The 15,518-nt window shown below is 59.0% G+C and carries 16 protein-coding genes; 7 read left to right on the forward strand and 9 right to left on the reverse strand.

The window, feature by feature from the left end:
• Positions 1 to 122: 122 nt before the first annotated feature.
• The 6 genes from ruvB to aspS all read right to left on the reverse strand — a co-directional run bounded on the left by ruvB (position 123) and on the right by aspS (position 5,423).
• Complete coding sequence (gene ruvB / locus ACL2XG_RS05625) at positions 123 to 1,130, reverse strand: Holliday junction branch migration DNA helicase RuvB (protein WP_410015345.1); 1,008 nt, start codon at positions 1,128 to 1,130, stop codon at positions 123 to 125.
• An 8-nt stretch (positions 1,131 to 1,138) separates the two neighbouring features.
• Positions 1,139 to 1,759 (reverse strand): Holliday junction branch migration protein RuvA, encoded by a 621-nt coding sequence (ruvA, locus tag ACL2XG_RS05630; protein WP_410015346.1) that lies wholly within the window; start codon positions 1,757 to 1,759, stop codon positions 1,139 to 1,141.
• Positions 1,760 to 1,860: 101 nt separating this feature from the next.
• Complete coding sequence (ruvC, locus tag ACL2XG_RS05635; RefSeq protein ID WP_410015347.1) at positions 1,861 to 2,382, reverse strand: crossover junction endodeoxyribonuclease RuvC; 522 nt, start codon at positions 2,380 to 2,382, stop codon at positions 1,861 to 1,863.
• Positions 2,383 to 2,422: 40 nt separating this feature from the next.
• Entirely contained in the window at positions 2,423 to 3,166 is a 744-nt protein-coding gene (locus ACL2XG_RS05640; protein WP_410015348.1) for a YebC/PmpR family DNA-binding transcriptional regulator, read from the reverse strand.
• A gap of 23 nt (positions 3,167 to 3,189) precedes the next feature.
• The gene (nudB, locus tag ACL2XG_RS05645) at positions 3,190 to 3,633 is read right to left on the reverse strand and encodes a dihydroneopterin triphosphate diphosphatase (protein ID WP_413722642.1); all 444 of its coding nucleotides are present in this window, start codon (positions 3,631 to 3,633) and stop codon (positions 3,190 to 3,192) included.
• A complete protein-coding gene (gene aspS, locus ACL2XG_RS05650; RefSeq protein ID WP_413722641.1) occupies positions 3,633 to 5,423 on the reverse strand; it encodes an aspartate--tRNA ligase in 1,791 nt (596 codons plus the stop codon). The genes nudB and aspS overlap by 1 nt, the downstream gene beginning before the upstream one ends.
• Positions 5,424 to 5,753: 330 nt before the next feature.
• Here aspS and ACL2XG_RS05655 point away from each other — a divergent pair, with 330 nt between their 5' ends.
• On the forward strand, positions 5,754 to 6,320 hold the full coding sequence (locus ACL2XG_RS05655; protein WP_413722640.1) for a hydrolase: 567 nt from the start codon (positions 5,754 to 5,756) through the stop codon (positions 6,318 to 6,320).
• 441 nt (positions 6,321 to 6,761) lie between these two features.
• Here ACL2XG_RS05655 and ACL2XG_RS05660 read toward each other — a convergent pair whose 3' ends face one another.
• Positions 6,762 to 7,088 carry an AAA family ATPase gene (locus ACL2XG_RS05660; protein WP_413723432.1) on the reverse strand — a complete coding sequence of 109 codons (327 nt, stop codon included), beginning with the start codon at positions 7,086 to 7,088 and terminating at the stop codon, positions 6,762 to 6,764.
• A gap of 226 nt (positions 7,089 to 7,314) precedes the next feature.
• On the opposite strand from ACL2XG_RS05660, the gene ACL2XG_RS05665 reads away from it, so the two are divergent.
• The 4 genes from ACL2XG_RS05665 (at position 7,315) to cmoB (ending at position 10,427) form a co-directional block, all read left to right on the forward strand.
• Positions 7,315 to 8,130: a DUF72 domain-containing protein gene (locus ACL2XG_RS05665; protein WP_413722639.1), complete on the forward strand. Its 816-nt coding sequence runs from the start codon at positions 7,315 to 7,317 to the stop codon at positions 8,128 to 8,130.
• A 100-nt stretch (positions 8,131 to 8,230) separates the two neighbouring features.
• On the forward strand, positions 8,231 to 8,626 hold the full coding sequence (locus tag ACL2XG_RS05670) for an MAPEG family protein (protein WP_410015353.1): 396 nt from the start codon (positions 8,231 to 8,233) through the stop codon (positions 8,624 to 8,626).
• Positions 8,627 to 8,715: 89 nt separating this feature from the next.
• Positions 8,716 to 9,459, forward strand: coding sequence for a carboxy-S-adenosyl-L-methionine synthase CmoA (gene cmoA, locus ACL2XG_RS05675; protein ID WP_410015354.1), 744 nt, complete (start codon positions 8,716 to 8,718; stop codon positions 9,457 to 9,459).
• Positions 9,456 to 10,427 (forward strand): tRNA 5-methoxyuridine(34)/uridine 5-oxyacetic acid(34) synthase CmoB, encoded by a 972-nt coding sequence (gene cmoB, locus ACL2XG_RS05680; RefSeq protein WP_413722638.1) that lies wholly within the window; start codon positions 9,456 to 9,458, stop codon positions 10,425 to 10,427. The genes cmoA and cmoB overlap by 4 nt, the downstream gene beginning before the upstream one ends.
• Before the next feature lie 102 nt (positions 10,428 to 10,529).
• Here cmoB and cutC read toward each other — a convergent pair whose 3' ends face one another.
• Positions 10,530 to 11,288 (reverse strand): copper homeostasis protein CutC, encoded by a 759-nt coding sequence (gene cutC / locus ACL2XG_RS05685; protein ID WP_413722637.1) that lies wholly within the window; start codon positions 11,286 to 11,288, stop codon positions 10,530 to 10,532.
• 97 nt (positions 11,289 to 11,385) lie between these two features.
• Between cutC and ACL2XG_RS05690 the strand changes: the two genes are divergently transcribed.
• Complete coding sequence (locus tag ACL2XG_RS05690) at positions 11,386 to 12,531, forward strand: MalY/PatB family protein (protein WP_413722636.1); 1,146 nt, start codon at positions 11,386 to 11,388, stop codon at positions 12,529 to 12,531.
• Here ACL2XG_RS05690 and ACL2XG_RS05695 read toward each other — a convergent pair.
• The gene (locus tag ACL2XG_RS05695) at positions 12,528 to 13,097 is read right to left on the reverse strand and encodes a VOC family protein (RefSeq protein ID WP_413722635.1); all 570 of its coding nucleotides are present in this window, start codon (positions 13,095 to 13,097) and stop codon (positions 12,528 to 12,530) included. The genes ACL2XG_RS05690 and ACL2XG_RS05695 overlap by 4 nt on opposite strands.
• Positions 13,098 to 13,758: 661 nt before the next feature.
• Between ACL2XG_RS05695 and argS the strand changes: the two genes are divergently transcribed.
• Complete coding sequence (gene argS, locus ACL2XG_RS05700; RefSeq protein ID WP_413722634.1) at positions 13,759 to 15,489, forward strand: arginine--tRNA ligase; 1,731 nt, start codon at positions 13,759 to 13,761, stop codon at positions 15,487 to 15,489.
• Positions 15,490 to 15,518: the final 29 nt, after the last annotated feature.

Genomic DNA, 15,518 nt, shown 5'->3' on the forward strand with positions numbered 1-15,518 from the left:
CCCAGCCGTCATTAAAAACATGTGCCCCACACCGGAAGCGAAACTTACTCAGCGTTCAAAAGGCGCCGACCCACACAACAAGCAAAGCAACGCCGCCTGTACCGTCGGCGATTAATGCCTCTCTAAAGCTCCCCGCGCACTATGCCAAAATGCTTATACGCAAACGCCGTCGCAATTCTCCCCCGCGGCGTGCGCTGGATAAACCCCTGCTGGATCAAAAACGGCTCGATCACATCCTCGATGGTTTCCCGCTCCTCGCCGATAGCCGCCGCCAGGTTATCCAGCCCCACCGGGCCGCCGATAAACTTATCAATAATCGCCAGCAGCAGCTTACGGTCCATAAAATCGAAACCTTCGGTATCGACATTGAGCAAATTCAGGGCGTTGACCGCCACATCATCGGTAATATTGCCCTCGGCGCGAACCTCGGCAAAATCCCTTACCCGGCGCAGCAGGCGATTGGCGATACGGGGCGTGCCGCGGGCGCGTTTGGCAATTTCATGGGACCCGGCCTCCGTGATGCTAAGCTCCAGGCATTGGGCGCTGCGTTTGACGATATGCTGCAAATCCGCCACCTGGTAAAATTCCAGACGCTGGACAATGCCGAAACGATCGCGCAGCGGGGATGTGAGGGAACCGGCGCGGGTGGTGGCGCCCACCAGGGTAAAGGGCGGCAGCTCGATTTTAATCGATCGGGCGGCAGGCCCGTCGCCTATCATGATATCCAGCTGGTAATCTTCCATCGCCGGGTAGAGTACCTCTTCCACCACCGGCGACAGGCGATGAATCTCATCGATAAACAGGACATCGTGCGGCTCAAGATTGGTGAGCATGGCCGCCAGGTCGCCCGGTTTTTCCAGTACCGGGCCGGAGGTAGTGCGCAGGTTAACGCCCATCTCATTGGCAACGATATGCGCCAGGGTGGTCTTCCCCAATCCCGGCGGACCGAAAATCAGCAGATGATCGAGCGCGTCGCCGCGCATTTTGGCCGCCTGGATAAAGATTTCCATCTGCTCGCGCACGTGGGGCTGCCCGATATAATCTTCCAGGGTTTTCGGCCGGATGGCCCGGTCGATAATCTCTTCTTCTATCACCACGCCGGCGGAAATCAAACGGTCTGCTTCAATCATCCTCTACCTCACAGCGCGGCGCGCAGGGCGTCGCGGATCATCGATTCGCAATCGGCATCCGGCCGGGCCACTTTACTGACCATGCGGCTGGCCTCCTGAGGCTTATAACCCAGGGATACCAATGCTGCAACCGCTTCCGCTTCCGGATCGGTATCCGGCTTGCCGCTGGCCGGCGCGGTAAGCGGCATATCGCTGCCGCCGCCCAGGGCAAACAGTTCGCCGTTCATGCCCTTGAAGCGATCTTTCATTTCCACCACCAGCCGTTCGGCGGTTTTGGTGCCGACGCCGGGTAATTTGACCAGCGCGTTGATTTCCTGCCGTTCAACGGTGTTGACGAACTGCTGGGCCGACATGCCGGAAAGGATGGCCAGCGCCAGCTTGGGGCCGACGCCGTTCACTTTGATCAGTTCGCGAAACAACGCGCGTTCCTGTTTGTTGGTGAAGCCAAACAGCAGTTGGGCATCTTCCCGCACGATAAAATGCGTATAAATGATCGCTTCCACGCCGGTTTCGGGCAGCGCATAAAAACAGGTCATGGGCATATGGATTTCATAACCCACGCCGTGGATCTCAAGCAGCACCAGCGGTGGTTGTTTTTCCAGAATGATGCCTCTAAGACGTCCGATCACAGTAACCTTCCTTTCAGGGCTTATTTGTCATATGGCGATGGCATGTTTATAACATAATAAAGGCTGGATGAATATCCAGCCGGTTCGGGCCGGGGGCGTCTTTACCCCAGGCGGCCCCGGGAAAGATTAAGGCGGCTGTTGCCTAGGCGCAGCGCGTTCTGGTTGACATGGCAGTGAGTAATGGCAATCGCCAGGGCGTCGGCGGCATCCGCCTGGGGGCTGGCGGATAGTTTGAGCAGTACGCGCACCATATGCTGTACCTGGCTTTTGTCCGCCGAGCCGGTGCCGACCACCGTTTGTTTCACCTGGCGCGCGGCGTATTCAAACACCGGCAGCTCATGGTTCATCGCCGCCACGATGGCGACGCCGCGCGCCTGGCCGAGCTTAAGCGCCGAGTCGGCGTTTTTCGCCATAAACACCTGCTCGATGGCGAAAAAATCCGGCTGGAACTGGGTGATGATTTCGCTGACGCCGGCATAAATGAGCTTTAGCCGGGTGGGCAGGTCATCCACCTTGGTGCGGATACACCCGCTGCCAAGATAGGTGAGCACCCGTCCCTGCTGGCGTAAAATGCCGTAACCGGTGATGCGGGAACCCGGGTCGATACCGAGGATAATCGTCATATCCGGGCACCGCCCAGGCTGCCGTCACACCGGAAGTCCGTCACAGCGTCGCCGCCACCTCGTCGGAGATTTCGCCGTTATGGTAGACTTCCTGGACGTCGTCGGAGTCTTCCAGCAGGTCAATCAGCCTGAGCAGCTTGGGCGCGGTTTCCTCGTCCAAATCGGCCTTGGTGGAAGGAATTAACCCCACCTCGGAAGAATCGGCGTGTAATCCGGCGGCCTCCAGGGCGTCCTTGACCCGGCCGAAATCTTCCGGCGTGGTGTAGACATCGATAGCGCCGTCGTCATAGGTCACCACATCTTCCGCGCCGGCTTCCAGCGCCGCGTCCATCACCTGATCTTCCGTCAGGCCCGGGGCATAGGAAATCACGCCTTTTTTGGTGAACAGGTAGGAGACCGACCCGTCGGTGCCCAGGTTGCCGCCGGTCTTGGTAAACGCGTGGCGGACCTCGGCCACGGTGCGATTACGGTTGTCGCTCAGGCACTCCACCATGACCGCCGTACCGCCGGGGCCGTAACCTTCGTACACAATGGTTTCCATTTGCGTATCGTCGTCGCCGCCGACGCCGCGCGCGATGGCGCGGTTAAGCGTGTCGCGCGTCATATTATTCGCCAGCGCCTTGTCCACCGCGGCGCGCAGGCGCGGGTTGGATCCCACGTCGCCGCCGCCCAGGCGCGCGGCGGTCACCAGCTCGCGAATGATTTTGGTAAAAATCTTGCCTCGTTTACTGTCCTGAGCCGCTTTACGATGCTTGGTGTTGGCCCACTTACTATGACCTGCCATAACTCTCTCCGAAATAAGCCTTCTCAGGCCGGATAAATAACAAATTCTTCAATCGCCTGCCGATTGCTCCAGGATTTGGTCAGTAAGGCCGCCTCGGCGGCCGGCAGCCAGCGGTAAGCCAGATGTTCGCTGATTGCGGGTACCCGTTCAGAGGGTAACGTTAAACTGAACCAATATTCTGTATTGCGCGTCACTCCCGGCGCATATCGGTGGCGCAAATGACTGAAAATTTCAAATTCGATACAACGCTCGCAGTCCCGCAGTTCAAGATGCTCGGCGTCGATATCGATGCCGGTCTCTTCCCTGACCTCGCGCCTGGCGGCGGCGCTCGGCGATTCACCGTCCTCAAGGCTGCCGGTCACCGACTGCCAGAACTGCGGGTCATCCCGCCGCTGCAACATCAATACCCGGCCGCTGTCGCCGGCGTAAATAACGATCAGCACCGATACCGGGCGTTTCCAGACCATTATTGCTGCCCGCGTTCCGCCGCTTCCTTGCCCTTGCCAATGACGGCAATAGACAATTCCGCCAGGGCGGCGGGGTTGCCGAAGCTCGGCGCGTCGGTCATCGGATCGGCGGCCGCGGTGGTCTTGGGAAAAGCGATAACGTCACGGATATTGTCGGTGCCGGTCAGCAGCATCACCAGGCGATCAAGGCCGAAGGCCAGGCCGGCATGGGGCGGCGTGCCGTATTTCAGCGCATCGAGCAGGAAACCGAATTTTTCCCGCTGTTCATGCTCGGTGATGCCGAGAATGCCGAACACCGTCTGCTGCATTTCGCTGCGATGGATACGCACCGAGCCGCCGCCGACCTCATAGCCGTTCAACACCATGTCGTAGGCGTTGGCGACGGCGTCCAGCGGCGCGGCCGCAAGCGCGTCGGGATCCATGGCCAGCGGCGCGGTAAAGGGATGGTGCATGGCCGCCAGGCCGCCCTCGTCGTCTTCTTCAAACATTGGGAAATCGATCACCCACAGCGGCGCCCAGCGCGTCTCGTCGGTCAGTTGCAGGTCGCGGCCCAGCTTCAGGCGCAGCGCGCCCAGCGCGTCGGTGGTGACTTTATAACGATCCGCGCCGAAGAACAGGATATCGCCGTCCTGCGCGCCGGTGCGGGCGAGGAGGGATTCAAGCACGGCGGCGTCGAGGAATTTGGCCACCGGGCTCTGTATTCCGTCGAGACCCTGGTCGCGCTTATTGACCTTGATGTAGGCCAGGCCGCGGGCGCCGTAGATTTCAATAAACTTGCCGTATTCGTCGATCTGCTTGCGGCTCAGCTGGCCGCCGCCGGGAACGCGCAGCGCCGCCACCCGGCCTTTGCTGTCGTTGGCGGGGCCGGAGAATACCTTGAACTCAAGGTCTTTCACCAGGTCGGCGACGTCGACGATTTCCATGGGGTTGCGCAGATCGGGTTTATCGGACCCAAAGCGGCGCATCGCCTCGGCATAGGTCATCACCGGGAACGCGCCCAGATCGACGCCTTTGATTTCCTGCCACAGGGTGCACACCAGACGCTCCATGACCTCGCGCACCTGTCCGGCGCTCATGAAGGAGGTTTCCACATCGATCTGGGTAAATTCGGGCTGGCGGTCGGCGCGCAAATCTTCATCGCGAAAGCATTTCACGATTTGGTAATAGCGATCAAAACCGGACATCATCAATAACTGCTTGAACAGCTGCGGCGACTGCGGCAGCGCATAAAACTTGCCTTTGTGTACCCGGCTGGGCACCAGGTAGTCGCGCGCGCCTTCCGGCGTGGCCTTGGTCAGCATCGGGGTTTCGATATCCAGGAAGCCCTCGCCGTCCATAAAACGCCGCACGACGCTGGTGATACGCGCGCGCGCCTTCAGGCGCTGCGCCATTTCCGGACGGCGCAGGTCCAGGTAGCGATATTTCAGCCGCTGCTCTTCGGTATTGGTTTGATTTGAATCGAGAGGCAGGGGTTCGGAGCGGTTGATGATGGTAAGCTGCGTCGCCAGCACTTCCACCGCGCCGGTGGCCATCTCTTTATTGATCTGGCTGTCGGGACGCGCCCGTACGATGCCGGTCAGCTGGATGCAAAATTCGTTGCGCAATTCGGCCGCGCGGCTGAACGCCTCCTGGCGATCGGGGTCGAAAAAAACCTGCGCCAGCCCCTCGCGATCCCGCATGTCGATAAAAATCAGACCGCCGAGGTCCCGGCGGCGGTTAACCCAGCCGCACAATGTCACTTCCTGGCCTACATGGGACAAAGTGATCTGTCCGCAATATACAGTACGCATAACGATATCCTTGATTTTCAGCCCATGCCGTCCCGCTCGGTAAAGCGGGCCAGGGCTGTTATTCATTAATGACGAAAGTGGCGGCGATGCATCGGTATTTTGCCGGCGTTCGAAAGGCGGCCATTATAAAGGAAATTCACCCGCAGGATAAGCCCGTCAGCACCCTGCGCGCCCCGGCTGGCTAAATAATTATTCATTAACATATTTATTAACAAAAATTCACCTTTGGGCGCTGTCATCCCCCCACCCGGATAACATACCCTCTTGCGGTGGCGATATGAACAGGCTGCGGCCTGGATCGAGGGTATTGTTATCAACCGGAGATATTTTATGCTTAAACTCGACCCCGCGCGCACCGCGCTGGTACTGATTGATCTGCAGCAAGGGATCCTGCCGTTTGCCGGCGGTCCATACAGCGGTGAACAGGTGGTGGCGAAAGCCGCCTCCCTGGCCGCGCGCTTTCGCGCCGCCGGCGCGCCGGTGTTCCTGGTGCGTGTCGGCTGGTCGCCGGATTTTGGCGATGCGCCGAAACAAACGGTGGATGCGCCCACGGGGGCAAGAAGCCTGCCGGAAGACTGGTGGGAATTCCCCGAACAGTTGGGCGTGCAGGACAGCGATATCCGCATCCAAAAACGCCAGTGGGGCGCTTTCTACGGCACGGATTTGGATTTGCAGCTGCGCCGGCGCGGCATCGACACCGTGGTGCTGGGGGGCATCGCCACTAATATCGGCGTGGAATCCACCGCGCGCAATGCCTGGGAAATGGGCTACGAGCTGGTGCTGGTGGAGGATGCCTGCAGCGCCCATAACCAGGAACAGCACGACGGCAGCATGCAAAACATTTTCCCGCGCATTAGCCGGGTGCGCTCCACCGACGACGTTCTGGCCGCCTTCTAGCCTGTGCGGGGATACCGCGCCGGTACACCGGCGCAGGCTGGCGCCCGGACGGCCCGGTGCCCGCTCCAGCGTTTATCTTTCAGGCTATCAGGGGGATGGCCGGGCCATCCCCCTGATAGGCGAAAATAGGGAACGTATTGCTGACGGTGGGGAAAACTGGCCGCTTACGACATTGACGCCTGTTACCGCGTTGCGATTTTTACAGGCCAGAAAAAAATGGACTCTAAAGGTAGCCTTTTTATATATTGGCTTTTTTTGTGCCGGAGATGTGGCACATCAATACCGCAGGCGTAGCTGCGGTGCTCGCAATAGCTACAGTAATTGCCGATGGCTTGGCCATAGGGGATATATTCCCTTTTCCCTGCGGTGAACACGCGGTATTACGCGGTCGCATTATCATCTTTTTTTCTCTCCGTGGTTAATAAATAGGCCGGGACAGGATTATCCATAAATTCGATTTTTCTCTATAATCCGTAAACCCAGCGACAACATGTTCTTGCGGGGTATGGCTGGGCGCCACGTTAAACGGCAGTGGGTCATGCAACGGGTTCCCCGTCCGGACGTTCCTGTTTTCCTGCTGTCGCAGCGTACGTATTGCCAGGGCGCCGGTGACTTTTCTGATGCCGATAAAAAAGTGCCCATGGCAAACGCGATGGCGAAGGGAATACGGGTTTTACCCGTGGCGTTATCGCCAATAATAACATTGAGGCGCTCCTCAAGTTGCAATTCCAATAATTCAAAGCATTTAAAATTTCTTGAAAAAGAGATTTAATTTTCATCGGATAATCCATTATGTCGTGTTTATTTTTATTATGCAGTAGTGTTGTATTAACGGCCATGGTAAAAATAGCAGCCTCGCTGCGCGCGGTATTAGCCCGTCCCCGGCGCGCGGGCAGCATAAATACGGGGCACCGTGCAGCTATAGCATTCATCTGTTATTATTAATATGCTAAGATATTTTATCAACCGCTTACGCTAAGGATGATTAACTCTCATGTTTATCGGCTTGCCGCAATGGCAACATAGCGCGTGGAACGCCATCGGCATTACCGGCCTGGCGGAGTATGCCCGTTATTTTAACTGCGTCGAGGGTAATACCACGCTGTATGCCCTGCCCGATCCGGCGCGGGTTTATGACTGGCATGCCATGACCACCGACGGTTTTCGCTTTTGCTTCAAGTTTCCCGCGGCTATCAGCCACCAGGGCGGCTTGCGCGATTTCCGCGCGCCGCTGGCGCAATTTTACCAGGTACTGGATCCCTTGGCCGGACGCATCGGCCAGTATTGGCTGCAGTTGCCTGCCGCCTTCGGCCCGGCGCAACTCGGCGACCTGTGGGCATTTCTCGATGCCTTGTCCGACGCGTTCAGCTATGGCGTGGAAGTGCGCCACCCGCTGTTTTTCGCCAAGGGCGACGACGAGCGGCGCCTTAACCGGGGATTGCAACAGCGCGGCGTCAGCCGGGTGATCCTCGACAGCCGCCCGGTGCATCAGGGCGCCGGCACCTCGCCCGCAATGCTGGCGGCGCGGCGGCAAAAGCCCAAGGTGCCGGTACATGCCGTGCTGACCGGCGATCGGCCGCTGGTGCGGTTTATCGGCAACGACGATATCGACGACAGCGCGCGGCTGTTTCAACCCTGGCTGGATAAACTGGCGTTATGGTCGCAAAGCCGCATCCCTTTTCTGTTTATCCATACGCCGGACATCGGCCACGCGCCGCGCCTGGCCCAACAAGTGTGGCCGTCCCTGGCGGCCAGGATCGGCGGACTCGGGCCGATCCCTCCCTGGCCGCAGCAGGACGCGTTGTTTTAACCTTGGCAAAACCGTTATTTTAAGCAGGATTTTAACGACAGCGCTGCACGGGCGGGATATTATTTGCCCGCTGCTCGTTTTCTGGGAAATGGAGTTAGAGATGGTGAGTGCGCTTTACGTGGTTTTCGGCGCCATGTTATTGATTAAATTATCATTGGATGTCGTTAAACTGCGAACGTTATATCGCGTGGCCTACGGCGACGGTGGATTTTATGAACTGCAGACGGCGATCCGCGTGCACGGCAATGCGGTGGAATATATCCCCATCGGTCTGGTGCTGCTGGTGATCATGGAAATGAACGGTACGCCGAACTGGACCCTGCATCTGTGCGGGCTGATGCTGATGGCAGGCAGAATCATGCACTCTCTGGGCCTGCGCCAGCGGGAATTCAGCTGGCGCCGCACCGGTATGAGCGCCACTTATGCGTCGCTTATCATGATGGTGTTGCTCAACCTCTGGTATCTGCCCTGGGAGCTGGTTTTCAGTTGGCGTTAAACCGCCGGCGGCATAGGGCGCGCAGACGCATGCTTTGTGCCGCTAATCTGTTAGAATAACGGCTTACCCTGAACAACCCCGATATTCCGATGACAAACCACGATAATCTTTTCTGCGCGCCCATTGCCAAATTGGGCGACTGGACCTTTGACGAGCGGGTAGCCGAGGTTTTCCCGGATATGATCCAGCGCTCGGTCCCCGGCTACTCCAACATTATTGCCATGATCGGCATGCTGGCCGGACGATTCGCCACCCCCGGGTCGCAGGTGTATGACCTCGGCTGCGCGCTGGGCGCCGCCACCCTGTCCATGCGCCGCAATATCACCGCCGACGATTGCCGTATTATCGCCGTGGATAATTCCGCCGCCATGGTGGAGCGCTGCCGCCGGCATATCGAGTCGTTTCGCGCCGCGACGGCGGTCACGGTTATCGAAGCCGATATCCGCGACGTGCCGATTACCAACGCCTCGCTGGTGGTGCTGAACTTCACGCTGCAATTCCTTGAGCCGGCGGATCGCCAACGGGTGCTCGACCACGTGTTTGCCGGGCTTAACCCCGGCGGCGCCGTGGTGCTGTCCGAAAAGTTAAGTTTTACCGACGCGGGCATCGGCGAACTGCTGTTCAACATGCATCATGACTTTAAGCGGGCCAACGGCTACAGCGAACTGGAAATCAGTCAAAAGCGCAGCATGCTGGAAAACGTCATGCTCACCGACACGGTGGAAACCCATAAGGAAAGGCTGCGCCAGGCCGGTTTCGGCCATGCCGAGGTCTGGTTCCAGTGCTTTAATTTCGGTTCTTTGATCGCCGTGAAACCGGAGAACGCGGCGTGACGGATTTTGGTGATTTTTATCAGCTGATTGCCAAAGGCCCGCTGAGCCATTGGCTGAATACCCTGCCCGCGCAGCTGAGCGCCTGGCAGCATGACGCGCTGCACGGCAAGTTCCGCCAGTGGTTCAACGCCGTCGAGCGTCTGCCCCTGCTGACGCCCCGGCGCCTGGACCTGCTGCGCGGCGTGACGGCGCAGGGCGAAACGCCGCTGCCCCCGGGGCAAAAAAAAGGCGTCGAGTCCTTATTGCGCCAGTTGATGCCCTGGCGTAAAGGTCCCTTTTCCCTTTACGATATCGAGATCGATACCGAATGGCGTTCGGACTGGAAATGGGAACGGGTCGCGCCGCATATCAGCCCGCTGGCCGGACGCGTTATCCTGGATGTGGGCTGCGGCAGCGGTTATCACCTGTGGCGCGCGGTCGGCGCGGGGGCGCAGCTGGCGGTGGGCATTGACCCGATGCAGCTGTTCCTCTGCCAGTTCGAGGCGGTGCGTAAACTGCTGGGCGGGGATCAGCGCGCCCATCTGCTGCCGCTGGGGATCGAGCAATTACCCGATCTGGCGGCCTTCGACACGGTATTTTCCATGGGGGTGCTGTACCACCGGCGCTCGCCGCTGGATCATCTGCTGCAGCTTAAGAACCAATTGGTCAGCGGCGGCGAGCTGGTATTGGAAACCCTGGTGGTCGAAGGCGACGACAGGCAGGTGCTGGTGCCGGGGGAACGTTACGCCCAGATGCGCAACGTCTTTTTTATTCCTTCCCCCGGCGCGCTGATGTTATGGCTGGAAAAATGCGGCTTTGAACAGGTACGGCTGGCGGATATGTCGCTGACCACCACCAACGAACAGCGGCGCACCGCCTGGATGACCAGCGAATCGCTGGCCGATTTCCTGCATCCCGACGACCCCAGGCTGACGGTCGAAGGCTACCCCGCCCCGCTGCGCGCCGTGGTGATTGCCCGCAAGCCCTGACGTTGCCGCGCCGCGGATAAAAAAAAGCCCCAAGAAAGAGTCCGGGGCTTGGTACTTGCAAGCATCACGTGGGTTAGTTCGTGTGCGCGGCAAAATCAGCGGTCAGGCCGGCCGGTGCGCGGATGAAGGTGTTGACAGCGCATGCTTCATCGCCGCCACCATATCGCCGTCGACGCAATAGCGGGTAAATTCATCCGTTTCATTGTCGACGCTCATGCTTACACCCGCTTTGCGGTAACGCATCCCGGAAGCAACCACCTGTCTTGCGGAACTGTGCAGTTCACGGATGCCGATTTGCTGGAACTTATGCAAATTGGTCAATCGCACGCCAGCGCCTGCCATAATGATTGGACCACGGCTTTGGGCGTTCAGTTCCCTTAATAATGCTAAACCTGTTTCGGCGCTCTGCTGCTGGCCGGAGGTCAGGATGCGCGTCACCCCGAGATCGGTTAACTGCTGCAGGGCCTGGTAGGGGTTGATACACATATCGAAAGCGCGGTGAAAGGTCACCGCCACGCCGGTACATTGCGCCATGATGCGCCGCATGCGCGGCAAATCGATATGCCCCTCCTCGTCCAGCACGCCGACCACCACGCCGGGAAACCCCATGGCGCGTATGGACGCTAAATCGTTAAGCATGCTGTCAAACTCAATTTCGCTGTAGCAAAAATCCCCGCCCCGCGGTCTCACCATGGGATGAACGGGCAGCGCCAGCCGCTCCCTCGCCAGCCGGAGCGTGCCGTGCGACGGCGTCAGCCCCCCTTCTTTCGGGGCCGAGCACAGCTCGATTCTGTCCGCTCCCGCTTGCTCCGCCGTTATTGCGCACTCAAGGCTATAGCAGCAGACTTCCAGTTTAGGCATTGTATACTCCTTATAGACGCCCCAGGATAACAGGCATTTAAAACACGGGCCTATGGCAGTCGCGATAATTTCTTATTTATCACCCAAGGAAATAACTATGGCATTCAACTTTGACGAAAGTATCGACCGACGTCACAGCGACAGTTATAAATGGCAAAAGTATCGCGATCGGGACGTGATCCCCCTGTGGGTAGCGGACACCGACTTTCGTTCGCCACCTTGTATTATCGAAGCATTGCACGCGCGCGTCGAGCACGGCGTATTTGGTTACGGCGCACCTCCCGCGGAGCTTGCCGCGCTGTTTGTCGAGCGCATGCTCACGCGTTATCAATGGCGCGTCAAACCCGAATGGTTGGTTTTTTTGCCGGGATTGGTAAGCGGCCTTAACCTGGCGGTACGCGCGCTGACGCAGGCGGATAGCAGCGTGGTGATTCCCGCGCCGATATATCCGCCGTTCCGCGCGGCGGCGCGCGGCGCGGAACGGGGACAGCGCCTGGCGCCGATGGTCCTGGCGGAGGAACGCTGGCGGGTGGATCTGGCGGCGATCGAACCGGAGATAGATGGATCGGAGCAATTGCTGATGTTATGCAATCCGCATAATCCGGGCGGCACCGTCTACCGGCGCGAGGAGCTGGCGCAGCACCTGGCGTTTGCGCAGCGCCACGATCTCCTGGTGTGTTCCGACGAGATTCACTGCGATCTGCTGTTGGAACCGGGCGTGGCGCATATCCCGTTCGGATCGCTCGGCGAGGATGCCGAACAGCGCTCCATCACCCTGATGTCGCCATCCAAGTCGTTTAATATCGCCGGCCTCGGCGCCTCGCTGGCCATTATCCCCAATGCGCGGCTGCGTATGAAATTTATCGCCCAGCGCAGCGGCATTGTGCCGAATGTGGATGTGCTGGCATATGTCGCCGCCACCGCCGCCTGGCGCGACGGCCAACCCTGGCTGGAGGAACAGCTCGACTACCTGCGCGGTAACCGCGATTGGCTGGCCGCGCGCATCAAAACCCTGCCGGGGTTAAGCATGGCGGCGCCGGAAGCCACCTATCTGGCCTGGATCGATGCCGGCCGGCTTGGGGTAGACAATCCCCAGCGGTTTTTCGAGCAGGCGGGCGTCGGTCTTTCCCCCGGCGCGGATTTTGGCGATCCCCGGTTTGTCCGGCTGAATTTCGGCTGCCCCCGCGCTCTGCTGGTGCAGGCCGTGGAACGCATGGCACGGGCGGTGCAGACGCTTGGCTAACGGCGCCCGTCCGCCTTATCGCTCACGATGGCGCGCAGGCTGTAGGGGTGGAACTTAATCGTGACCTGCCCATCGGTGACCGCCAGCGTGGGATTGGGCAACCGTTCTCCCGCCCCCGCCGGCGCGCTGTGTTTCAGGCTGATGTCGGGCGCCCCCAGGGCGGAATCGGCCAGCAGCGCCAGCGCCCGCCGCGCCAGCGTTTCCGGCGGTCCGGGCAGGACAATTTCGATATGCTCCCAGCCTTCATGGGGATAACGGCGCGGCCCCGGCCAGGGCAGTTCCACGCAGCCGATGCGCAGCGTCCCGACGGCGAGGGGCGACGGCAGCGCCAGCAGCGCGATGGCGCGACCATTGACGTCGTTTTTTTTCAGGCACTGGCCGCACTGCCGCCAGCCGTCGAACCAGCGCTGCGCCGTGGCGTCCTCATGGCAGCGCAGCGCGATATGATCGACATGATGATCGGCCAATTCCAGATGAAGGCGCGCGGCCAGCGCCGACAGCCGCTGTTCAAAATAGGCCAAATCAGTGACGAGATCCGCTAATTGCGGCACGGCGGTCCAATGCATCCTCATTCCCTTAATTAAAGTAGGTTTAAAATTAACGCACCAAAATAACGCGAGCTAAGAAATATCTTATTTTGATACATAACTTAATGTTTCTTTAATGATGTTTACCAAAAACACTTTTTATATTAACTTACCCGCTTGACGGCATGCGTAAGCGCCGCTGATGTCATTTATTAGCAATGAACTTTAAATGCTCAGTATTATCTTAAAGCGCTTTCGATGGATTGTATACGCCAGGTAATTACGTTATTTTCGAGATCGGTATTATTCTGAGTATATAATTATGATGTTATTAACATTGTGCATAATACTTGTTGTTATTGCGGTATTTTCAATACTTCAACATTTACGCACCCGGAATCGCAATCAGTTAGGCGCATCCAGAAAATCACGCAATCGTTAGCCCCCGCTTGCCCCACCGCGGGGTGAATCGCCTTGTTGCTGACCTTCTATCCAGCCCCCGCCCCACGTTAACTTGACACTGACCAGGCCGGTCATACTGACGCGACGCGCCGTTTATGGTATAAGCGGTGTTTCTTTTACTTTTCGACACGCGCCCGGCGGTTAGCCCCCCGCCGCGGCGCGCGGTCGGCTTATCAGGTAGCCGGAAACACGGGGAGGCGTTCCCCCCGCGTCCAGCGTTAGTAAGAAAGGTAATACGGTGAATATTCAGGCTCTTCTTTCAGACAAAGTCAGTCAGGCGTTGACGGCGGCCGGCGCGCCCGCGGCAAGCGAAGCGCAGGTGCGCCAGTCCGCCAAGGCGCAGTTCGGCGATTATCAGGCCAACGGCGTGATGTCGGTCGCCAAAGCCCTCGGCATGCCGCCGCGCCAGCTGGCGGAAAAGGTGGTTTCGCTGCTGGATCTTGGCGGCATTGCGGCGAAAATCGACATCGCGGGCCCCGGCTTTATCAATATTTTCCTGGACCGGGAATGGCTCGCGCGCCAGGTCGAGGCCGCGCTGGATTCCCCGCGGCTTAATATTACCCCCGTGCAACCCCAAACCATCGTGGTGGATTACTCCGCGCCGAACGTGGCCAAGGAAATGCATGTCGGCCATCTGCGTTCCACCATTATCGGCGATGCGGCGGTGCGCACGCTGGAGTTTCTCGGCCATAGGGTGATCCGCGCCAATCACGTGGGCGACTGGGGTACTCAGTTCGGCATGTTGATAGCCTATCTGGAAAGAATACAGTCGCGCGGCGAGCCGGAGATGCAGTTATCCAGCCTGGAAGAATTTTACCGCGCGGCGAAAAAAACCTATGACGAAGACGCCGATTTCGCCGAGCGCGCCCGCGGTTACGTGGTCAAACTGCAGGGCGGCGATGAATACTGCCGGCAAATGTGGCGCAAGCTGGTGGATATCACCATGGCGCAAAACCAGCAGGTCTACGATCGCCTGAACGTGACCCTTACCCGCAAGGACGTCATGGGCGAGAGCCTGTATAACGACATGCTGCCGGGCATTGTCGCCGACCTGAAAGCCAAGGGGTTGGCGGTGGAAAGCGACGGCGCCACCGTGGTCTATCTGGAAGAGTTCAGGACCAAGGAAGGCGAGCCGATGGGGGTCATCATCCAGAAGAAGGACGGCGCCTACCTCTATACCACCACCGATATCGCCTGCGCCAAATACCGTTACGAAACGCTGAAGGCCGATCGGGTGCTGTATTATATCGATTCCCGCCAGCACCAGCATTTGATGCAGGCCTGGGCCATCGTGCGCAAAGCCGGTTATGTGCCCCCGTCGGTTCCGTTGGAACACCATATGTTCGGCATGATGCTCGGCAAGGACGGCAAACCGTTTAAGACCCGCGCCGGCGGCACCATTAAGCTTGCCGATTTACTGGATGAAGCGCTGGAACGCGCCCGCCGGCTGATTGCCGAGAAAAATCCGGCCATGTCGCCGGACGAGCTGGAAACCCTGGCGCGGGTGGTGGGCATTGGCGCGGTAAAATACGCCGATTTGTCCAAGAGCCGCACGACCGACTATATCTTCGACTGGGACAATATGCTGGCCTTCGAGGGCAACACCGCGCCCTATATGCAATATGCCTATACGCGGGTGGCGTCGGTATTCAAACGCAGCGGACTGGATGAAAGCCAGTTGACGTCGCCGGTCAGGCTGGAGCAAGAAGAGGAAACGCTGCTGGCGGCGCGCCTGTTGCAGTTCGAGGAAGCCATCACCGTCTTGGCCCGCGACGGCACGCCTCATGTCATGTGCACCTATCTTTACGATCTGGCCGGATTGTTCTCCAGTTTCTACGAGCATTGCCCAATCCTGAACGCCGATAATGGCGGCGTTATGCAAAGCCGCCTGAAGCTGGCGCTGCTGACGTCACGCACCCTGAAGCAGGGCTTGGAGATGCTGGGCATCCAGACCGTCGAGCGGATGTAGCCGCGGGCGAACCCACGCCGCGCGGCGGG

Source organism: Sodalis sp. RH24 (genome assembly GCF_047324145.1).
Taxonomy (GTDB): Bacteria; Pseudomonadota; Gammaproteobacteria; order Enterobacterales; family Enterobacteriaceae; genus Acerihabitans.